The sequence below is a fragment of the Halostella salina genome, from assembly GCF_003675855.1.
Lineage (GTDB): Archaea > Halobacteriota > Halobacteria > Halobacteriales > Natronoarchaeaceae > Halostella > Halostella salina.
The window spans coordinates 266,082-285,645 of sequence record NZ_RCIH01000005.1; the positions used below are offsets into that span (position 1 = coordinate 266,082).

The following is a 19,564-nucleotide window of genomic DNA, read 5'->3' on the forward strand; positions in this document are numbered from 1 at the left end:
TTAGTTGTCTGTGACGCTCACCAGAACTTGAGGTTGCTCTTGACGGCCTCGCGCTTGAGTTCCTGGATGTGCTCGGTCAGCGGGATGTCCTTCGGACACACCTCGGTACAGGAGAACTGCGTCTGACAGCGCCAGACGCCGTGTTCCTGTTCGAGGATGCGCATGCGGTGTTCCTCCAGGTCCTCCTCCTCGCGCTCGTCCATGTAGAACCGGTAGGCCTTGTTGATCGCCGCGGGGCCGAGGTACTCGTTGTCCCCGGCGGCGATGTTGCAGGAGGACATGCACGCGCCACACCAGATGCAGCGCGTCGACATCTTGATCTTCTCGCGGTTCTCCCGGCTCTGCCGCTGCTCCTCCAGTTCGCCCTCGGGCAGGTCCTCGCTCTGGAAGTACGGCTCGACGGACTCCATCTGGTCGTAGAAATGCTGCATGTCGACGACCAGGTCCTTCACCACGTCCTGGTGCGGGAGCGGTTCGACGCGGACCGGCTCCTGCAGCTCGCCCAGCTGGGTCTTGCAGCAGAGCCGCTGGGAGCCGTTGACGAACATCGCGTCGCTGCCGCAGATCGCCTGTCGGCAGGAGTGCCGGAAGGTGAGCGACGAGTCGTAGTGGTCCCGCGCGAACATCAGCGCGTCCAGCACCGTCATCCCCTTCTCGAACGGGACGTGGAAGTCGTCGAACCGCGGCTCCTGCTTCCCCTCGACTTCGGGGTCGTAGCGGAACACCTTCAGGTGGACCGTCGACTCGGCGGCCGCCAGTTCCTCGCGGGCGGCGCGCTCGCGGTCGGCCGCCTCGCGGCGGGCCTCCTTCTCGGCCAGCCGGCGCTCCTGGTGTGGCTTGCTCTCGGTCTCGGTCTCGGCGTCCGTCTCGGTCTCCGGAACTTGCGTGCTCATGTTAGAATCCCGCCATCGTGATGGCGACTCTGATGCCCTGTGCGATCAGGGCGAGGCTGGCGACGACCAGCACCGACTTCACGACCGTCTTCTGCGTGCCGTCCAGCCCCTGGTTGATCAGCGCGTTGTACACCCCGTTGACGCCGTGGAAGGTGCCGGTGACGAGGAACGCGACCATCGTCGCGAAGTAGCCGACGTTCTGCATCCGCGCCTGCGTCCCGGCGAACTCGATCTCGTAGGCGTGGTGGACGAAGTGGAGCAGGAAGAAGTGGAAGGCGAGCACCACCACGAGAAACGCCGCCGTCACGCGCTGGAGCAGCCATCGCGTGCTTGCGGGGTCGAACGACGAGTAGCGTTCGGCCATCAGACGCCCACCTCCGACAGGAAGGTCGGGACGCTGGCGACGACGATGAGGCCGGTCAGGACCATCGACGCGTAGAAGCTCTTGTCCTGTGCCTCCAGGCCGACGCCCAGGTCGACCATCAGGAGGCGGATCCCGTTCAGGATGTGGAACACCGCCACCGCCAGCAGCCCGATCTCCAGAATGCGAACGACGAAGAGGCTCTCGAGCCCCTGTAGCGTGGTGTTGTACGCCTCCGCCCCCTGCATCGAGGAACTGAGAACTGCAATGTGGGTGAACAGATACCCCACGAGCACCCAGCCGGTAAACTTGTGGAAGATCCAGGCCCACATCCCGGCCGAGAACTCCCGCCACCGACCGAAGTCCTCGACGGCTCCGCGGTTGTAAGACTGACTCATGCTCTACTCTGAGGCTTGGACCCTGGTGGTATAGAAGTTACTACCTTCCGCCGGTCGTGCCGGTTCCGGAACGGCCCCACACCGCACACGTTCGGCGCGGTTCGGTCCGGGTCGGCGTCATCCGCCGCGGCTCCGCTGTTCGCGCTCCAGCGCACGCTGGGTCTCCGCGCCGAGTTTCGCGAGGTGACAGATCGGATTCCCCGGAAAGACGAGCGGGTTCTGGAGGATGCCGACGAGCAGGCCGGTAAACGGCGCGACGACCTCGTTGGTCGTGGTGCCGAAGGGGTTCGTGATGGTGCAGATCGTCTCGCCCTCGCGGACCAGCGAGCCGCGCATGCGGTGCATCTCCACCATGCCGCCGGTGTCGGCGCGGAGCCACGTCTTCTCGTCGGAGCCGCTGACGACCGTCCGCCAGCCGGGCCAGCGGACCGCGGCGTCGGGGCGCATGCCGTACTCCGCCATGACGCTCTCGACGCCGGAGAGCGCGCGGTCGATGAACCCGCGCTGGAACTCGTTCGCCTTCCCCATCTCGATGGTGATCGTCGGCGTCCCCGCCTCGCTGGTCTCCCGGCGAAGCGTCCCCGACGGCCCCTCGCTGGAGATGATGACGTTCGACCCGAACGCGTGCGCGAGGCGGTTGACCGCGTCGTCGTCCATGTCGGCGCGGACGTGGAGCATGTTCGTCCGGCCCCGCGTCGAGGTGTGGAAGTCGATGCCGATGTCGCAGGGCTCGAGGAAGTTCTCGAAGATGCGGTAGGCGATCCGTTTCGAACTCGTGCTCGTCTCCGACCCGGGGAACGAGCGGTTCAGGTCCCGGTCGTAGATCGGGAGGTAGCGCTGCTGGGCCAGAAAGCCCGGCACGTTCAGCACGGGGAGACAGACGAGCGTCCCACGGAGGTCGGAGTGGTCCCACTCGTTTGCGACCTCCCGGACCACCTCGACGCCGTTGAGTTCGTCGCCGTGGACCGCCGCGCTGAGAAACATCGTCGGCCCCGGGCGCTCGCCGTTGACGATGGTGACGGGGATCCGGACGGCGTCGCCCAGATACGTCTCGCTGACGCCGTACCGAATGTTGGCGGACTCCCCCGGAGCCACGCTCCCCCCGTTGTACGTGAACGGCTCGGCTTCGCTGTCGCTCATGTCACTCCAGTCGAAGCCCCCACGTAAAAGCCTGCCACGTCGGGATGCTGACTATATGGAACCGTTTTAGGGTCTGGCAGTCGAGGAACCGGTATGTCCGGATCCGGAGGGAGCGTCGGCGTCGGCGTTCTCAGTTTGCACAACAGCAAGGAGACGAAAGCGATACTCAACGCCGTACAGGACCTCGGTCACCGCCCGGAGTGGCTCCGGAAGGAAAACACCGCCGTTGAGATCGAAGACGGCCATGCGACGGTCGAACCGGAGGTCGACGTCATCGCCAACCGACTCCTGCTGTCGAACACGGACCAGCCCTCCGAGGACCTCGGGCTGGCGACCACGTTCCAGCACCTCCGGCCGATGCTCAACGAACCCCGGGCCGTGCTGACGGCGATGCACAAGTTCGCCGCCGCGACGAAACTCGTCGAGGCCGGCGTGCAGGTGCCCGACGCCCTGCTCGCGCTCAGCAACGCGCGACTGAACCGCGACCGGTTCAAGTTCGGCGACGAGGCCGTCTACAAGACCGCAATCGGCACCCACGGCGGCGGCACCTGGAAGATCGGGCCGGAGGAGGACGTGAACCCCCGCGTCGGTAACCGGCAGGCGTTCCTCCAGAGCCTGATCGAGCGCGACGGCGAGCGCCACCGCGACCTCCGCGTGTACGTCGTCGGCGACGAGGTGATCGGCGCGATGAACCGCTACGCCCCGGACAACGACTGGCGAACCAACGTCGCGCTCGGCGGCGACGTGGAGGACGCCTCGGAGGGGCTCCCCGACGAAGTCGTCGACATCGCGCTGCAAAGCGCCGACGTGATCGGGCTGGACTACGCCGGCGTCGACCTCGTGGAGGGCGAGGGCGGCTGGTACGTCCTCGAAGTGAACCCGACGGCGGGGTTCAAGGGGATGTTCGAGGCCACCGGGATCAGCCCCGCGCCCCACATCGCGAAGCTCGCGATCGAGACGGCCGGCGGCACGGTCGACGACGAGCGCGTCGTCGAACTTTCGCGCACGCTCGACGACTCCGTGCCGGACTGCAAGCCGTCGGTCCCGCGGACGAACCCCGACGAACCCCTCGTCATCGGCTACACGGAGGAGGTCGTCGTCTCCGGCACCAGCGGGTCGGCCTCCGTCGTCGCCAAGTCCGACACCGGCGCGACCCGGACCAGCATCGACACGCGAATCGCCGCGGAGATCGGTGCCGGGCCGATCAAGAGCCTCACCAAAGTTCGCTCGGGCAGTTCCAAGAGCAGCCGGACCCGCCCCGTCGTCGACATCGTCGTCGGCATCGGCGGTACGCGCCATACAGTCACGGCGAGCATCGAGGACCGCAGCCACATGTCCTACGACATGCTGCTCGGGCGGGACATCCTCAAGGACTATCAGGTCGACGTCCGCCGGCGCGTCGACGCCGAGGAGTAGCTCTCAGTCCTCGGCGACGACCTCCGCGACGCCGTCCGCGATGTCCTCGGTCGCACGCCACAGATACAGCGACGCGTAGGAGCGGTAGGGCCGCCAGCGCTCAGCTGCCTCAACCATCTCCGCGCGGCTCATCTCCTCGTCGTAGAGCGTCTTCATCCCCTTCCGGATCCCCAGGTCGCCGACCGGGAACACGTCCTCGCGGCCCAGCGCGAACATCAGTTGCATGTTGGCGGTCCAGTCGCCCACGCCCTTGATGCTCGTCAACTCCTCGACGACGGCGTCGTCGTCAAGATCTGCGAAATACTCGCGGTCGTACCCCTCCTCGATGAACGCCTCCGCGACGTTCCGAACGTAGGTGGCCTTCTGCCGGGAGAGGCCGGCGTCCCGGAGGACTTCCTCGTCGGCTTCCAGCATCTCCTCGGGCGTCGGCTCGACGGCGTCGAACAGCCGTTCCCGCGTCGCCGCGGCCGACGCCATCGACACCTGCTGGCGCAGGATCGAGACGACGATCCGCCGGTAGAGGTCCTCGGCCGGGTCCAACTGGAGCGCCCCGACCTCGTCGACCAGCGGCCCCAGTACGTCGTCCTCGGCCAAATACTCGTGTGCCTCGTTCACGCCGCGGAGTTACGAGTCGGCGCGCATATGTGTTCCGCCGGGCGAAGCGTTAGGAGGCCCCGGTCCGAGACTCCGGCCATGTCGCCGACAGTCGACGACCTCCGCAACGAGATCCGGGAGTCAGTGGGACGGTACGAGCGAATCGAATCGACCGGCTTCACGAAGGAGGCGCTGGCCGCGATCTGTGAGGCGCTTGACTGCGACCTCGCCACCGAGCCGACGCCGCCCAAGTCCGAGATGCGAGCGGCGACCCGCCGGGCAGTCGGCGCGGACCCCGATAATGGCGGTGCATTCCGCAAGGCCGACCTGAAAGCGATCGCCGCGGCGATTCGGGAGATGTGACCTCGCTCTGGCGTCGTAGTCGCGGCCAGGGTCCCTGAGCCGATTCACGTGACCACTCAGCTCACGTCGTTCGATACTGAATTGGTCGTGGGGTGGGTCTTCGAACTTAACGCCGAAGACGCCCTACTCGTGGTTTTGGCTATACACTGAGGACTCACCGTGTACGCCTGATCTCTCCCGTCGGTCTTTCCACATCGCAGTGGACGTTATGATACCCGACGCCGAACGAGGTACACGAGGAGAAAGCCGGCTGCGACGGCGATTGCAGGGAGCTCGTACGGTCGGTCGTGGAACGTCAGAATCGCTGCTGCCACGACGAGCGCTCCGGAGAGCACCGCATATCCGAGATCGTGATCACCCATCCTCTGTCCGTCAACCGGCTCCGTGCGGACGACCAATTCGCCACGTTCGAGTCGATATAACGCACGATCCAATCGGGAGGGGACACGTGCCAAAGCGGGAAGCGACCGGCGCACATCCCCCCACGTTTCCTCAATGATCGCGTCGAGTTCGCTCTCGATGAGTCCCTGCTCGACGAGGAACGAGCGCACGACTGCGAGGAAGTCGAACTCGGGGTCAAGCTGTCGACAGACGCCCTCACCGACGGTTCCGACCCGGATGAGTAGCATCACGTCCGGCGGAATACGAAACGGGAAATCACGGAGCACCGTTGTCAACTCCGTGATGATCATCCGCTAGGTGACCTCCGATCGGCCTTCGAGATTATCGATGACGAGTTCAAGAACCCGGCCGACCTCGGCACGATTGACGTGTGGTTCGAGGACGTCGAGCGCGATGAGTGCATCGACCAAGTCGTCCACGTCGCGACGGACGAGCGCTCGATAGAGCGCAATGATATCCTCCTGAACGCTGGCTGAAATGCGTTCACTCATACCAAAGTCGAAAAGTAGTAGACAGCCGTCATCTGTGACAGCGAGGTTACCTGGATGGGGGTCAGCGTGGAAGACCCCGTCGACGAGGCCCATCTCCAGATACACCTTGATGATCCGTGTCGCCATCTCGTGTGGCGTCACGTCGACGTCATCGAACGCGCCGTCGTCGGTTATTTTCCGGCCGGTCTGATACTCCATCGCGAGCACGCGCTCCGAGGACAGATGTTCATAGACCTCAGGGACGACGACTCGGCCGTCGTCAGCGAAGTTCTCCCTGATGTCAGCCATGATCGCCCCTTCTCGGTCGAAATCCAACTCATCCAGGATGATGTCCTCGAAGTCGTCCGCGGCATTCTCGATCGAATACTGCTGGCGTTCGCTGGCGAAGAGGCTAACCAGTGGAATCAGTCCCTGAATGACCCGAAGATCACGCTCGATCACGGGTTTCAGTCCAGGACGTCGAACCTTCAGTGCGATTCGCTCGTCGCGATAGTCGGCAGTATACACGTACGCGAGTGATCCACCGGCGATCGGTTCGAGTGTCGACTGGTCGAGTTCGTCGCCAAGCTCGTCGGCAAGGACCTGCTTCGGGTCTCCCCCCGCATCTTCGGGAACTTCATTCTGAAGCGTTCCAAAAACGTCGGCGTAGATCGGGGGGACGATGTCCGGGCGCGTCGAGAGTACCTGACCGACTTTGATGAATGCCGGTCCAAGTTCGAGCATCGCGTCCCGGATCCGTTCGGCTCGCTGCCGGTGTGTCTTGTCGGCAACTTGTCTGCGTGATCCGAACAGAATGAACCGCCGCCTGTCACGGAGAAACGCCAGGGTGAACGGCAGAAACCGGAAGACGACGACTAGGTACCGGCGGAGCAATCGCATCATTCTATCGGAGGCAGAAATGGTCGGCTGGAATCAACTGACAGCACAGTCCTGCTCTTCGGACGAGTGGCATTTATAATTGAAGGGGTGGCTGTATCGCCTCGTCTCAACGAACAACTCATCGCGGAGAGCGAAACGGCGATCGGGGCAGTCCAAGCCGTGGTTGGCGAGCGGGGCTCGGTGACGACTGGAGTCGTCAAGGGCGAGCTATCCCGGACGGTCCTCGAACACGCAGACGACCACTACTTTGATATGACCGCGATGTGGCGCACGGTCGAACGCGACCGAATCGCTATATTGCGGGAACCGTGACTGCGCGCGTCGTTTGTCCCGCTGAGGTCCCTGCCCGTACGGTCCGTCCAACTGACCAGAGCCGGGTCGTGGGAGAGTACGATGAGGACCTCATTCATTCAGATTGTTCCGGTGAACCGCTGGACAGCGTCGTCCACAGCGCGTCACCGGCCAGCGAGGGCACCCGACGAAAAAAAGTTCGTTTAGTACCCCTTACCGAGCAGCTCCCGCGCGATGATGTTCTTCTGGATCTCGGTGGTGCCCTCGTAGATCTGGGTGATCTTCGCGTCGCGGTAGAGGCGCTCCACGTCGAAGTCGTTGACGTAGCCCGAACCGCCGTGGACCTGCACGGCCTCGTCGGCCACGTCGACGGCCACGTCGGAGGCGTACTCCTTGGCCATCGAGGCGAGCGCGGTCAGCTGTTCGTCCTCGTTCTCGACGCTCCAGGCGGACTTGTACGTGAGCATCCGCGCGGCCTCGGTCTTGGTGTGCATCTCGGCGAGCTTGTGCTGGATCGCCTGGAACTCCGAGATGGACTGGCCGAACTGCTCGCGCTCCTGGGCGTACTCCAGCGCGCGCTCGCAGGCACCCTTGGCGATGCCGACGCCCTGCGCGGCGACCATCGTGCGCGTCTCGTCGAAGAACTGCATCAGCTGGAGGAAGCCCGCACCGCGGGTGCCGACGAGGTTCTCCTCGGGCACGCGCACGTCGTCGAAGATGAGTTCGGCGGTGTCGCTGGCGCGGATGCCGAGCTTGCCGGTGATCTTGTCGGCCTCGAACCCGTCGCGGTCCGATTCGACGACGATCTGGGAGAAGCCGGAGTAGCGGTCGGCGGCGTCGGGGTCGGTCTTGCAGAGCACGACGTAGTAGTCGCCGACGCTGCCGTTGGTGATCCACATCTTGTTGCCGTTGATCACCCACTCGTCGCCGTCCTTCTCGGCGCGCGTGGAAACGGAGGACACGTCGCTGCCCACGTCGGGTTCGCTGATCGCCGCGCCCATGATGGCGTCGCCGCGGGCGACGGGTTCGAGGAAGCGCTCCTTCTGCTCCTCCGTGCCGTACTCCATGATGGCGTCGCCGCCGAACGACGCGCTGGTGATGGAAAGCCCGATACCGGGGTCGACCGCGAACAGCTCCTCGACGATGATCGCCGTTTCGAGCGGCGAGTAGCCCGCGCCGCCGTACTCGATGGGGATGTTCGCGCCGGTCAGGCCCATCTCGGCCGCCTTCTCGACGACTTCGTGAGGGAACTTCTCCTCTTGGTCGTACTCCTTCGCGACCGGTTCGACCTCGTTCTCCGCGAAGCGGCGCACCTCGTCGCGGATCGCCTGTTGTTCGTCGGACAGTGAGAAGTCCATGCGATCCAATTCCATACTCAATAATAAAGACCTTTGTAACCCGAAGTAAACTTGAATCGAGTTTGTAACGGCGACGAGGGAAACGTTGAAACCACTCGCAGGTGAGAGATAGCGTATGGAGATCGACGATATCAACCGCATCGCAGTTCTCGGCGCGGGGAACATGGGCCACGGCATCGCGGAAGTGGCTGCCCTCGCGGGGTACGAGGTGAACCTGCGGGACATCAAAGAGGAGTTCGTCCAGAACGGGTACGAGCAGATCGAGTGGAGCGTCAACAAGCTAGAGGAGAAAGAGCAGATCGGCGAGGGCGAGGCCGACGCCGCGCTCGACCGCATCACGCCGCTGGTCGACGTCGAGGAGGCCGTCGGTGACGTCGATTTCGTCATCGAGGCGGTTCCCGAGAAGATGGAGATCAAGCGCGACGTGTACGAGGAGGTCGAGGAACACGCCCCCGACCACGCCGTGTTCGCAACGAACACGTCGAGCCTCTCGATCACGGATCTGGCCGAGGTCACCGACCGGGAGGAGCGGTTCTGCGGGATGCACTTCTTCAACCCGCCGGTGCGGATGCAGCTGGTCGAGGTCATCTCCGGCGCGAACACCGCCGACGAGACGCTCGACCTCACCGAGGACCTCGCGGAGGACTTCGGCAAGACGCCGGTCCGCGTCCGCAAGGACAGCCCCGGCTTCGTCGTCAACCGGATCCTCGTCCCGCTGATGAACGAGGCGTGCTGGCTCGTCGACGAGGGCGAGGCGACCATCGAGGAGATAGACAGCACGACGAAGTACGAGATCGGCCTGCCGATGGGGAGCTTCGAACTGGGCGACCAGGTCGGCAACGACGTGAGCTACCACGTGCTGGAGTACATGCACGAGGTGCTGGGCGACGCCTACGAGCCCGCGCCGCTGCTGGCCGAGAAGGTCGAGAACGACGAACTCGGCAAGAAAACCGGAAAGGGGTTCTACGACTACGAGGACGGCGACGGCGCGGAGGTGCCGACCGACGCCGGCCGCGAGGACGTGGAGCACCGCCTGCTCGCCGTGATGGCGAACGAGGTGGCCCACCTCGTCGGCGACGACGTGGCCGACCCCGCCGCGATCGACGAGGCCGTGATGCTCGGCGCTGGCTTCCCCGAGGGGCCAGCGAAGATGGCCGACGACGCCGGGCTCGCCGACCTCCTCGACGAACTGGAGACGGCCCACGAGGAGACCGGCGCGGCGCGCTACGAGCCCGCCGACTACCTCCGCGAGGCCGCCGACGAGGGCGGGTTCCACGGCGGCGACGACGAGGGGGGCGACGCGTACGACTTCGAGACGCTGGACGTGGAGGTCACCGACGACATGGTCGGGCACATCACGCTCGACCGCCCCCACCGGATGAACACGATCAGCGACGACCTGATTGCCGACCTCGACGACGCCATCGACGAGCTGGCGGCCGACGACGACGCCCGCGCGATCCTCCTGACCGGCGCTGGCGAGAAGGCGTTCTCCGCAGGTGCGGACGTTCAGAGCATGGCCGGCTCCGGCGCGGACCCGGTGAAGGTGACCGAGCTCTCCCGCGCGGGCCAGCAGACGTTCGGCCGGCTGGAGTCCTGTGACATGCCCGTGATCGCCGGCATCGACGGCTACTGTCTCGGCGGCGGCATGGAACTGGCGACCTGTGCGGACATGCGCGTCGCCAGCGAGCGCTCCGAGCTCGGCCAGCCCGAGCACAACCTCGGCCTGATCCCCGGCTGGGGCGGCACCCAGCGCCTCCCGGAGATCGTCGGCGAGGGCCGCGCCAAGGAGATCATCTTCACCGCGGACCGCTTCGACCCCGAGACGATGGCCGACTACGGCTTCATCAACGAGGTCGTCCCGAACGACGAACTCGAAGACGCCGCCTACGAACTCGCCGCTGACATGGCCGCAGGACCGCCGATCGCCCAGCGCTACACGAAGCGCGCGATGCTCGCGGGCCGCGACGATACCACGGCCGGGCTGGAGGTCGAGAACCAGGCGTTCGGCCAGCTCGCCTCCACGGACGACCTGATGGAGGGCCTCACCGCCTTCATGGGCGACGAGGAGCCGGAGTTCGAGGGCAAGTAGCGACGCCGCGAACCGCACCGCTTTCTCCACCTTTTTCCCCGCCGCTTGCGGACTTCCGGCAGTGACCGACACACGCTACTGGGGCGTCGCGCCGGCCGCCGCGGCCGCGCTGTGGGGCGGGATGTACGTCGTCAGCAAGTGGGGCTTCGCCCGCGTCCCGCCCGTGACGCTCGCCTTTCTCCGGGTCGCGCTGGCAGCGGTCGCGCTGCTTGTCGTGGTGCGCGCGACGAAGCCGGCGCGGTCGTTCTCCCGGCGGGACTGGCTCGATTTCGCCCACCTCGGCCTCTGGGTGGCGGTGACGCTGGTCACCCAGTTCGTCGGGACGGACCTGACGAACGCGAGTCAGGGGTCGCTGCTGACCGTGCTGACGCCGGTGTTTACCCTCGGGCTGGGCGTCGCGTTCCACGGCGAGCGCCTCACCGGACGGAAGGTCGGCGGGATGGCGCTGGCCGCGGCGGGCACCGTGGTCGTCCTCGCCGGGCAGTACGACCTGACGGCGCTCGCGGAGGGGAGCCTCGCCGGCGTCTCACTGCTCCTGCTCGCCAGCCTCGGCTGGGCGGCCTACACCGTCGCGGGCAAGCGCCTCGTGCGGACCTACTCGGCGCTGGAGGCGGCGACGTACTCGACGGCGCTCTCCGTCCCGCTGATCGCGGTGCTGGTGCCCGTCGAGGCGGCGACGACCGGCGCGTCGCTCGCCGCAGTCCCGCTCACACCCGCCGTCGTCGCCGCGGTGCTCTACCTCGGACTGTTCAGCACCGCGGCCGCGTGGTACCTCTGGTACAGCGGGCTGGCGCACGCCGACGCCGGATCGGTCGCAGTCTTCTTCTTCGCACAGCCGGTCGTCGGAGCCGCGCTCGGCGCGCTCCTGCTCGGCGAGTCGCTGGGGGCGGGCTACGTCATCGGCGGCGCGGTGATGGCTGGTGGCATCTACATCGTGTCGACGGCGCGGGCGTGACGGCCGGCGAAACCGTTCGCTTCACCAATGTTTTTCCCGAGGCCGTCGCATTCATCCCGGCATGGCGACGTCACGATCCACGATACGCGGCACGGTTCGCGGGATGGGGACGCGGGCGAACCCGGCGTTCGCCGTCGGTGCGGTCGCGGTACCCCTGGCGGTGCTTGCGTACGCGGTCCTCGCGCCCGCACCGGTACAGATACACACCTACGCTCACGTCATGGCGGGCGTGCTCTGGACTGGCACGGACCTGTTCATGGCGCTCGTGCTCGGCCCCGTGCTCGGCGGGCTCTCCGTCGAGGAACGGGCGAGCGTCTTCGAGCGGTTCACGCCGAAGATGACGTTTCTGATGCCGGCGCTCGCGCTGGTGACCATCGCGGGCGGGATCACGCTGGCCGAGCGGCTCGGGTACTTCCCGCACGCCGACCCGTGGCTGGCGCTGTTCACGGCCGCGAGCCTCGTCCCCGCCGTCCTCCTGATCGGCCGGCAGTTCGGCGCGTTCCGCGACCGGCGCTGGCAGGCGGCGTTCGGGGTCGTCGCCGTCGGGAGCGCGGCCTGGCTCGCGCTGACGCTCCCCGACTTCGCGATGACGCGGCCCGTGATCGTCGTCTCGCTCGGCATCGTGGCGCTGCTGTCCGTGTTGGGCTTCGGCGTGCTCATGCCGGGCGAGGTGCGGATGTACCGCGAGATGACCTCGGCCGACCCGGACCCGAACGTCATCAGCCGGATCGGGATGCGCAACGCGAAGCTCTCCGGCGTGCAGGGCGCGCTCCAGCTGGCCGTCATCGCGGCGATGGTGTACCTGCGCTGGGGCGGGTTCTGACGCGGATCGCGTCGCCGACCGCGGCGCGCCGCGACGGCGTTTTGCCGCCGCGGTCCCTACGCCCGGCCATGTACACCGGGAAGACGGAACGGCCGTGCTGTCTCTGTGACGACCCCGATATCCACACCCGGATCGACATCTTCCCGCGCGCCGTCCAGTTGCTGAAACACTCCGACCCCATCGCCTGGCGCGACATCGTCGGCGAGGTGTCGCTCTACTTCTGCGAGGACGACTGGGAGACGGTCCGGGACCTCGTGCTGGAGACGGGGATGAGCCCACTGCCCCGGTGCAACGTCGCCCGGGCCTCCTTCGACCTCCGCGAGGACTTCGAGGCGCTGCTCAACGAGACGCGGGACGAACCGGACCAGCGCCCCCTCGAACGGGAGTTCCGCGAGCGAAGCGAGGCCACCCTCGCCTCGCCCGACGAGGCCGAAGAGCGGGACCTCGTCGAGGCCCGCGTCGTCCGCTGGGCGCTGGCCGACCTCGACGACCGGTGACCGCACACCCGCGTCAGTTTCTTACCGGTCGGGGTGATACCCACGCCCGAATGAGCCTGCGGGACGTGATCGCCGACGTGGAGTCTCAGCGAAAGACGCTGACGGTGTTCAACCCGGCTCCGGATAGCGCCGTCGAGAGCGACCTCCGCTCGTACTTCGCGGACCGGAACGTCGAGATCCGAACCGAGGAGACCGACACCGGCCGCCCTGCCGGCTTCGCCGTCCTCTACCGCGATGAGACGTTCCTGACCGCCACCTCGACCGACGCGCTGCGGGAGCTGATGGACGACCTGCCGTCGAACGACGGCGACCTCGGCGTCGACGCCGCCGCCCACGCCGACGTGCTCCGTCACCTCCGGGAGACGACGTTTACGTCGTACAGCATCCGGCGGATGGTCGCCGCCTCCCGGGAGATCGAGGACCGCGCGTGGCGCGTCGGCGACGGCCGCCTCTACGCCGGCTTCCAGTACGTCTCGACGCTCGACGGGCAGTCGGACGTGTACCGCGACCTCGCCGAGCGCCCGCTCGACGTGCACGTGTACGCGACCCCGGACGAGGACCCGCCGGAACTGACCGGCGTCACGGTCCACGCGGAGGACGACCCCGAGATAGAGCGGTCGTGGTTCGTCGTGTTCGACGGTGCCGGCTCGGACGACCGGAAATGCGCTCTGCTGGCCGAGGAGCGCGGCGACCGCGAGTTCTACGGCTTCTGGACGTACGACCCGCCGGTCGTCGACCGGATCGTCGACCACCTGAAGCGCCGGTACGGCCGAGTGTCCCAGTGAGACTGGCACACGACGCGCGATGTCCCGAACCGGGGGAGGTCCCCTCACCGATACCGGCACTGACCCGAGGACCGGGGTTCCGGGCCACGGGGTTTATCACCTCCTGCCCCAATTGCTGAAATAACCGACCCAAACGGGTCCCGACTGAACATGTCCGATGACCCACCAGAAGTACTCGTCGTCGACGACGAATCGAGACTCGCAGACCTGTTCGCCGCGTGGCTCGGCAGCGAGTGGTCCGTCGATACGGCATACGACGGTGAGACGGCGCTCGACAAGATGGCTGACTCGGTCGAAGTCGTGTTGCTCGACCGACGCATGCCGGGGTTGTCCGGCGACGAAGTGCTCGAACGCATCCGAGAGCAGGGCTACGACTGCCGCGTGATCATGGTGACGGCGGTCGACCCCGACTTCGACATCATCGAGATGGGGTTCGACGACTACCTCGTCAAACCCGTCTCGAAGGACGACCTCCTCGACATCGCGGACCGGATGGTCACCCGGTCGGAGTACGCGGAGGTGACACAGCGGTACTACGCGCTGAGTTCGAAGAAGGCCCTGCTGGAGTCCGAGAAATCCGAGCGTGAACTCGCCGACAGCGAGGAGTATCAGGAGCTGTGCGAGCGCGCCGAGGAACTCGAGAGCGAGGTCGACGAGACGACGGCCGAGCTATCGGACCACGACGACTTCGTCGGCGCGTTCCAGGACCTGCCCGACGAGTGAGGCCGCCGGCCCCGCCTTCATCGGGATAGTCGACACCGGGCTACCGAGCGTCGCCATCGCGTTTCCGGGTTCCCGTCCTGACGGTTCTCAGACATCCGGTTCGTCCACACCCTCGAACTCGAACCGCGCCCCGCCGCTCTCGCTTTCCGTCGCCGTCACCGTCCAGCCGTGGGCGCTCGCTACCTCCCGGACCACCCACAGGCCGAGCCCCAGCCCCTCGTCCGAGGTTGTGAACTCGGAGTCGAAGGCGTGTTCGCGGACGTGTTCGGGCATCCCTCGGCCGTCGTCGGCGACGTAGAACCCGACTGCCGACGCCCCGCCCCCGTCCCGGATCGGGGCGACGGTGACGCTCACGTCGCGCCCGCCGTGGTCCACCGAGTTGCGGAACAGGTTCTCCAGCAGGCGCAACAGCCGCGACCGGTCCGCGGCGACCGTCCCCAGTTCGCCGACTGTAAGGTTCGCGTCCGCGGTGCTGACGTTGCCCCACGCCGTCTCGACGGTCTCCCGGAGGTCGACCGGCTCCGGCTCGGTGACCGTCTGCCCGTGTCGCGCCAGCGCGAGCACGTCGGCGATGATGTCCTCCATCCGGTCCAGAGCGTCGTCGACGCTGTCTAACTGGTCGGTGTCGCCCTCCTCCCGCGCCAGGTCGACGTACCCCTGTGCCACCGAGAGGGGGTTCCGGAGGTCGTGGCTCACGATCTCGGCGAACGCCTCCAGCCGCTCGTTCTGCCGGCGGAGTTCCCGTTCCCGGCGCTTCCGTTCGGTGATGTCGCGGAGCACCCCGACGGTGCCGGTAAAGCGGCCGTCGTCGTCGACCAGGATGGCGATCTGGTTCTCGCAGGGGATCGTCCGACCGTCCTTCGTGTGGACGGCCATCTCCATGGCGGCGGTGTCGGGTCCGTCCTCGGACAGCAACTCCCGGATCCGGCCCCGGCCGGTCGCCACGTCGTCGTCGTTCATGATGATGGAGATGTGCTCGCCGAGCAGCCCCTCCCGGCTGTACGCCGTCATCTCCACCAGCCCGTTGTTGACGGTCATGAAGTGGCCGTCCTCGTCGAGCGCGTACATCCCGTCGCCGACGGTCTCGACGAGTCGCTCGTACCGGTGTAGCGCCCGGTCCTGCTGTTCGATCCGGCCTTCGAGTGCCATCGACCGGAGGACGTTCGAGACGCCGCCCGCGATCTCGGTTACGGCGGCCTGCTCCTCGTCCGTGACTTCGTCCGCGTACGCGCCGAGGACCCCGTACCGCTCGTCGTCGACCGAAAGCGGGGCCAGAACGGTCGCCGTACAGCCGTGGTCCGCGGCGACGTCCGCCCACGGCACCGCTTCCGGGTGTTCGGTCACGTCCGGAACGGTCGCCGTCTCCTGTGACCGGAGGACGCACTCGACGAGCGTGTCCGTCCCCGACGAGTCGACGGGGAACGTTCTGGACACCGGCCACCCCTCGACCGCGCTCCCGGTCACCCAGGGAACGACCTGTCGCTCCCCCTCGTCGTACTCCCCGATCCAGACGAAGGCGAACCGGCCGTCGGCGGTCAGTTGCTCGCACACCGCCCGCTCGATGTCGATCGGCGACGACGCGTCGACGAGTTCGCGTTTCACCGACAGCACGACCTCGTCGGGCGTTCGCTCCCCCTCGACCGCGGCGACCAGCCGGTCGATCCCGAGCAGGTCCGCGACGTGTTTCGTGAGCCCGTCGCCGGCGTCGTCTATCGGTCCGTCGAACCCGATGACCTCGGCGATCGTCGTGCCCCGTTCCCCGTCGATACTGTACTCCGAGAGGATCAACAGCGGGAGCTCCGGATGATGGTCCCGGATCGCCTCCAGGATCGCGGGCGAGTCGGTGACCGTCTCGTCGTCGGTGACGACGAGGTCGACGGTGTCGGCACCGCCCTCGGTCACGTAGTCGACCGCGGCGTCGAAGCCCGCGGCTGTCAGCACCGTCAGCTGCGAGGACACCCCTTCCAGCGATGCCGCCAGGCGCTCGCGTCGCTCCGCATCGTTACACACACAGAGGACGCGGTTTGGGTCTTGCATGAGTTTCAGTTCCGGCGGGTCGTGCCACCGCCGTCCTGTTGCGACTCCGGGACGGTGACGACGGATACTCGAACGTTTCGAATCCCCGTCAATAAAACGTTTGGCGTCGCTCCGCGATCGCCGTCGGCTGGCGGTTCGACGATCGCCAGTTATATGCTCCCTGTGTGTGTTAGTAACATTGTCACATTACTCAGCGATGCGCCTTCGAACGAAGTTTCTCCTGGTGTTTTTCGTCCTCTCCCTGCTGCTCACCGGGATACTTGCGCTCGAGTTTCAGTCCCACCGCGAGCGGGTGATCGACCGCGCCCAGGCCGACGCCGAGGCCGACGCGGCCGTGACCGCGACGCAACTCGACGAGCGCATCGAGATGGGCCAGCAGACGCTCGCAACGGCGGCCGAACACCCGGCGATAGCCCGCCACGGCTCGCCGGCACAGACCGACCGAACCGATGCCCTCGTCGCACAGACCGACTTCGACGGCGTCTCGGTCGTCAACGGGACGGGGGCGCTCGTCGCCATCGGCGGCGTCGACAGCGACGCACGGAACCGTGTCGTCGGGAGCGACTTCAGTGACCGAGGGTACGTCCGCCGTGCGCTCGCCGGCGAGCAGTACGTCAGCGCCCCCTTCCAGGCCGCAACCGGGAACGAGATCGTCGTGTTGAGCGTTCCGATCAGGGAGAACGGCAGCGTCGTCGGGACGCTGAACGCCGCGATCCACCTGTCGAACGCCTCGTTCTTCGCGTCGCTGCCGGTCGCCGACGAGGAGACCTCCGTCGTCGTCGCCGCCGACGACCGGACGCTGTACCGGAGCAGCCGGATGTCCGGCGAATTCGTCGTCGGACACACGACGATGGAGACGACGGGCTGGAACGTCTCCGTCGGCCGCGACCGGGCGACCGTGCTCAGCGACGTGCGGCGGCTCCTCTACGGGCAGTTCCTGCCGACCGGAGTGGCGTTTTTCCTGCTGTTTGCCTTCGTCGCGTGGCTGTATCGGAAGGACATCCGGCAGGTCGAGAAGCTCCTCGACGGCGTCGGCGCGCTCGAACGCCGGGAGTACGACCGGACCGTCGACCTCTCTGGCAGCGCGGAGTGGGAACAGCTCGACTCGGCGTTCGGCCGGCTCTCGAACACGCTGGCCGAGCGCGAGACGATGTTGCTCGTGCTCAACCGGGTGCTCCGGCACAACCTCCGGAACTCGCTGACCGTGATCCTCGGGCGCGCGACGCTGATCGAGGACGAGACGGACGACGAGGGGACCCGCCGCAGCGCCGCGGAGATACGCGCCGCGGCCGAGGAACTCGGGGCACTGAGCGAGAAAGCCAGGATGACCGAGGACCTGCTGACGCCCGCGGTCGAAACCGACCACGATCCGGTCGACCTGTCGGAACTCGCCCGCCGGGTCGTCGGGGCGTACCGACTCGCTGGGACCGACGCGGAGTTCCACCTGACGGCACCGTCGTCGGCACCCGTCCGGGCCGGCCCCGAGGTCGAGCGTGCGGTTGAGGAACTGATCGACAACGTCGTCGAACACGCCGGGGACCGGCCGCGGATCGACCTCGTCGTCGAACGCGAGGCGGAAACGACGACGCTCCGGGTCGCCGACGACGGCCCCGGGATCCCGCCCGACGAGCAAGCGATACTCCTCGGCGAGCGCCGGATCTCCCAACTGCACCACAGCGGTGGGCTTGGCCTGTGGCTCGTGGACTGGATCACCAACCGCTACGACGGCGACCTCGACATCGGCTGTGACGACGGGACCGTCGTGACGCTCCAGTTCGAGAACGCCCAGTTGTGAGATCCGCAGTCGTGAACGCGCTCCGACGGGGCGGACCCATCCGGATAACCGACTGCGTCAGGACTGCCGGTAGATCAGGTTTCGCTGGATCTCGTTTGCGCCCTCGTAGATGACGGGGATGCGAACGTCGCGGTAGACGCGGGCGATCCGGCGGTCTGCCAGGACCGAGCGGCCGCCGTGGAACTGCATTCCCTGCTCGGCGCAGTCGACCGCGGTCTCGGTCGCTTTCGTCTTGGCCATCGCCGCCCAGAGGCCGGCGTCGTCGTCCGTGGCGACCTTCTCGGCGGCGCGGTAGGCCAGCGACCGGGCGGCCTCGAACTCGGTGCGCATGTCGGCCAGCCCGTGCTGGACGGCCTGGAACTCGCTCACGTCGCGGCCGAACGCCTGCCGGCCGTGGGTGAACTCCCAGGCCTCCTCGATGGCCGCCGCGGCGAGGCCGATCCCGTGGCCGGACACGACCACGCGGCCGTGGTTGAAGAAGTCGGCGAGCATGTAGAAGCCCGCGCCCTCGTGGCCGACGAGGTTCTCCTCGGGGATCCGGCAGTCGTCGAACACGATGTGGCCCTGCTTCGAGGCGCGCATCCCCATCTTCTCGGGGATGTGCTCGGCGTCGTAGCCGTCGGTGTCGGTCGGCACGATGAACATCGAGTGGTTGCCGTAGCGGTTCGACTCGTCGTCGCCGGTCCGGGCGTACACGGTGAGCCAGTCGCCCTCGACGGCGTTGCCGACCCAGTACTTCTCGCCGTTCAGGACGTACTCGTCGCCCTCTTTCTCGGCGCGGGTCTGCATCCCGGCGAGGTCGCTGCCCGTCTCGGGTTCGGAGACGGCGAGCCCGGTGATCTGCTCGCACTCCGCGACGGGACGGAGGTACTCCTCCTTCTGTTTCTCGCTCCCGTACTCCTCGATGATCTCCGCGCCGAAGCTCGCGAGCTGGAGCGTCAGCGCGATGCCGGCGTCCGCACGGAAGAACTCCTCGGCGATGGCGAGGATCTCGACCAGTTCCAGCCCGCGCCCGCCGTACTCCTCGCCGATGTCCTGTGCGATGAGGCCGGCGTCCTGCCCGGCTTCCAGGATCTCCCAGGGGTACTCGCCGCTCCGGAAGTACTCCTCGGCGTTTGGCTCGATGTGCTCGGCGGCGAACTCGCGTGCCTCCTGTTTCACGTCCCGGGCGCGCTCCGGCACGAGGGTCTCGTCCAGTAGTTCCATGGCCGATCAAGGGACTCGACGGGTAAAATAGCCCCTCAAACTGCCGACACGGTGCGAGGGATTGT

18 protein-coding genes and 1 pseudogene are annotated in these 19,564 nt (G+C 66.8%); 10 read left to right on the top strand and 9 right to left on the bottom strand.

The window, feature by feature from the left end:
* Nucleotides 1–17: 17 nt before the first annotated feature.
* The 4 genes from D8896_RS11890 to D8896_RS11905 form a co-directional block, all read right to left on the bottom strand.
* On the bottom strand, nucleotides 18–893 hold the full coding sequence (locus D8896_RS11890; RefSeq protein ID WP_121822319.1) for a succinate dehydrogenase/fumarate reductase iron-sulfur subunit: 876 nt from the start codon (nucleotides 891–893) through the stop codon (nucleotides 18–20).
* Nucleotide 894: 1 nt separating this feature from the next.
* Nucleotides 895–1,257 carry a succinate dehydrogenase hydrophobic membrane anchor subunit gene (locus D8896_RS11895; protein WP_121822320.1) on the bottom strand — a complete coding sequence of 121 codons (363 nt, stop codon included), beginning with the start codon at nucleotides 1,255–1,257 and terminating at the stop codon, nucleotides 895–897.
* Complete coding sequence (sdhC, locus tag D8896_RS11900) at nucleotides 1,257–1,652, bottom strand: succinate dehydrogenase, cytochrome b556 subunit (protein WP_121822321.1); 396 nt, start codon at nucleotides 1,650–1,652, stop codon at nucleotides 1,257–1,259. Before sdhC ends, D8896_RS11895 begins: the two co-directional genes overlap by 1 nt.
* Before the next feature lie 117 nt (nucleotides 1,653–1,769).
* Nucleotides 1,770–2,792 carry a succinylglutamate desuccinylase/aspartoacylase family protein gene (locus D8896_RS11905; protein WP_121822322.1) on the bottom strand — a complete coding sequence of 341 codons (1,023 nt, stop codon included), beginning with the start codon at nucleotides 2,790–2,792 and terminating at the stop codon, nucleotides 1,770–1,772.
* Between the two features lie 93 nt (nucleotides 2,793–2,885).
* On the opposite strand from D8896_RS11905, the gene D8896_RS11910 reads away from it, so the two are divergent.
* Nucleotides 2,886–4,208 carry a RimK family alpha-L-glutamate ligase gene (locus tag D8896_RS11910; protein ID WP_121822323.1) on the top strand — a complete coding sequence of 441 codons (1,323 nt, stop codon included), beginning with the start codon at nucleotides 2,886–2,888 and terminating at the stop codon, nucleotides 4,206–4,208.
* A gap of 3 nt (nucleotides 4,209–4,211) precedes the next feature.
* Here the strand turns inward: D8896_RS11910 and D8896_RS11915 are convergent, their stop codons facing one another.
* Nucleotides 4,212–4,823, bottom strand: coding sequence for a DNA-3-methyladenine glycosylase family protein (locus D8896_RS11915; RefSeq protein ID WP_121822324.1), 612 nt, complete (start codon nucleotides 4,821–4,823; stop codon nucleotides 4,212–4,214).
* A 78-nt stretch (nucleotides 4,824–4,901) separates the two neighbouring features.
* Between D8896_RS11915 and D8896_RS11920 the strand changes: the two genes are divergently transcribed.
* A complete protein-coding gene (locus tag D8896_RS11920) occupies nucleotides 4,902–5,165 on the top strand; it encodes a hypothetical protein (RefSeq protein WP_121822325.1) in 264 nt (87 codons plus the stop codon).
* A 206-nt stretch (nucleotides 5,166–5,371) separates the two neighbouring features.
* Here the strand turns inward: D8896_RS11920 and D8896_RS11925 are convergent.
* A pseudogene (locus tag D8896_RS11925) lies at nucleotides 5,372–6,940 on the bottom strand (ABC1 kinase family protein).
* Between the two features lie 63 nt (nucleotides 6,941–7,003).
* Here D8896_RS11925 and D8896_RS11930 point away from each other — a divergent pair.
* Nucleotides 7,004–7,249: a hypothetical protein gene (locus D8896_RS11930; RefSeq protein WP_162991547.1), complete on the top strand. Its 246-nt coding sequence runs from the start codon at nucleotides 7,004–7,006 to the stop codon at nucleotides 7,247–7,249.
* A 182-nt stretch (nucleotides 7,250–7,431) separates the two neighbouring features.
* Here D8896_RS11930 and D8896_RS11935 read toward each other — a convergent pair whose 3' ends face one another.
* Entirely contained in the window at nucleotides 7,432–8,586 is a 1,155-nt protein-coding gene (locus D8896_RS11935) for an acyl-CoA dehydrogenase family protein (RefSeq protein ID WP_121822327.1), read from the bottom strand.
* A gap of 115 nt (nucleotides 8,587–8,701) precedes the next feature.
* On the opposite strand from D8896_RS11935, the gene D8896_RS11940 reads away from it, so the two are divergent.
* The 6 genes from D8896_RS11940 to D8896_RS11965 all read left to right on the top strand — a co-directional run bounded on the left by D8896_RS11940 (nucleotide 8,702) and on the right by D8896_RS11965 (nucleotide 14,461).
* Nucleotides 8,702–10,678, top strand: coding sequence for a 3-hydroxyacyl-CoA dehydrogenase/enoyl-CoA hydratase family protein (locus tag D8896_RS11940; RefSeq protein ID WP_121822328.1), 1,977 nt, complete (start codon nucleotides 8,702–8,704; stop codon nucleotides 10,676–10,678).
* 61 nt (nucleotides 10,679–10,739) lie between these two features.
* A complete protein-coding gene (locus D8896_RS11945; RefSeq protein WP_240452022.1) occupies nucleotides 10,740–11,633 on the top strand; it encodes a DMT family transporter in 894 nt (297 codons plus the stop codon).
* Between the two features lie 103 nt (nucleotides 11,634–11,736).
* Complete coding sequence (locus tag D8896_RS11950) at nucleotides 11,737–12,456, top strand: hypothetical protein (protein ID WP_121822379.1); 720 nt, start codon at nucleotides 11,737–11,739, stop codon at nucleotides 12,454–12,456.
* Between the two features lie 68 nt (nucleotides 12,457–12,524).
* Entirely contained in the window at nucleotides 12,525–12,953 is a 429-nt protein-coding gene (locus D8896_RS11955; protein WP_121822329.1) for a hypothetical protein, read from the top strand.
* A 50-nt stretch (nucleotides 12,954–13,003) separates the two neighbouring features.
* Nucleotides 13,004–13,738: a DICT sensory domain-containing protein gene (locus tag D8896_RS11960; RefSeq protein WP_121822330.1), complete on the top strand. Its 735-nt coding sequence runs from the start codon at nucleotides 13,004–13,006 to the stop codon at nucleotides 13,736–13,738.
* Nucleotides 13,739–13,888: 150 nt separating this feature from the next.
* Nucleotides 13,889–14,461, top strand: a complete 573-nt coding sequence (locus tag D8896_RS11965) for a HalX domain-containing protein (protein WP_121822331.1) — start codon at nucleotides 13,889–13,891, stop codon at nucleotides 14,459–14,461.
* 87 nt (nucleotides 14,462–14,548) lie between these two features.
* Here D8896_RS11965 and D8896_RS11970 read toward each other — a convergent pair whose 3' ends face one another.
* Complete coding sequence (locus D8896_RS11970; protein WP_121822332.1) at nucleotides 14,549–16,498, bottom strand: PAS domain S-box protein; 1,950 nt, start codon at nucleotides 16,496–16,498, stop codon at nucleotides 14,549–14,551.
* Nucleotides 16,499–16,694: 196 nt separating this feature from the next.
* On the opposite strand from D8896_RS11970, the gene D8896_RS11975 reads away from it, so the two are divergent.
* Nucleotides 16,695–18,293 (top strand): cache domain-containing sensor histidine kinase, encoded by a 1,599-nt coding sequence (locus D8896_RS11975; protein ID WP_121822333.1) that lies wholly within the window; start codon nucleotides 16,695–16,697, stop codon nucleotides 18,291–18,293.
* Nucleotides 18,294–18,350: 57 nt separating this feature from the next.
* On the opposite strand, the gene D8896_RS11980 is transcribed toward D8896_RS11975, so the two are convergent.
* On the bottom strand, nucleotides 18,351–19,499 hold the full coding sequence (locus D8896_RS11980; protein WP_121822334.1) for an acyl-CoA dehydrogenase family protein: 1,149 nt from the start codon (nucleotides 19,497–19,499) through the stop codon (nucleotides 18,351–18,353).
* Nucleotides 19,500–19,564 lie beyond the last annotated feature (65 nt).

What these genes read in the sequence shown, in the direction of transcription:
- D8896_RS11965 (WP_121822331.1), top strand. Translation starts at nt 13,889, where the DNA reads ATGTCCGATGACCCACCAGAAGTACTCGTCGTCGACGACGAATCGAGA.
- D8896_RS11960 (WP_121822330.1), top strand. Translation starts at nt 13,004, where the DNA reads ATGAGCCTGCGGGACGTGATCGCCGACGTGGAGTCTCAGCGAAAGACG.
- sdhC (WP_121822321.1), bottom strand. Translation starts at nt 1,652, where the DNA reads ATGAGTCAGTCTTACAACCGCGGAGCCGTCGAGGACTTCGGTCGGTGG.
- D8896_RS11975 (WP_121822333.1), top strand. Translation starts at nt 16,695, where the DNA reads ATGCGCCTTCGAACGAAGTTTCTCCTGGTGTTTTTCGTCCTCTCCCTG.
- D8896_RS11935 (WP_121822327.1), bottom strand. Translation starts at nt 8,586, where the DNA reads ATGGACTTCTCACTGTCCGACGAACAACAGGCGATCCGCGACGAGGTG.
- D8896_RS11970 (WP_121822332.1), bottom strand. Translation starts at nt 16,498, where the DNA reads ATGCAAGACCCAAACCGCGTCCTCTGTGTGTGTAACGATGCGGAGCGA.
- D8896_RS11905 (WP_121822322.1), bottom strand. Translation starts at nt 2,792, where the DNA reads ATGAGCGACAGCGAAGCCGAGCCGTTCACGTACAACGGGGGGAGCGTG.
- D8896_RS11980 (WP_121822334.1), bottom strand. Translation starts at nt 19,499, where the DNA reads ATGGAACTACTGGACGAGACCCTCGTGCCGGAGCGCGCCCGGGACGTG.
- D8896_RS11955 (WP_121822329.1), top strand. Translation starts at nt 12,525, where the DNA reads ATGTACACCGGGAAGACGGAACGGCCGTGCTGTCTCTGTGACGACCCC.
- D8896_RS11950 (WP_121822379.1), top strand. Translation starts at nt 11,737, where the DNA reads ATGGGGACGCGGGCGAACCCGGCGTTCGCCGTCGGTGCGGTCGCGGTA.
- D8896_RS11940 (WP_121822328.1), top strand. Translation starts at nt 8,702, where the DNA reads ATGGAGATCGACGATATCAACCGCATCGCAGTTCTCGGCGCGGGGAAC.
- D8896_RS11910 (WP_121822323.1), top strand. Translation starts at nt 2,886, where the DNA reads ATGTCCGGATCCGGAGGGAGCGTCGGCGTCGGCGTTCTCAGTTTGCAC.
- D8896_RS11890 (WP_121822319.1), bottom strand. Translation starts at nt 893, where the DNA reads ATGAGCACGCAAGTTCCGGAGACCGAGACGGACGCCGAGACCGAGACC.
- D8896_RS11895 (WP_121822320.1), bottom strand. Translation starts at nt 1,257, where the DNA reads ATGGCCGAACGCTACTCGTCGTTCGACCCCGCAAGCACGCGATGGCTG.
- D8896_RS11920 (WP_121822325.1), top strand. Translation starts at nt 4,902, where the DNA reads ATGTCGCCGACAGTCGACGACCTCCGCAACGAGATCCGGGAGTCAGTG.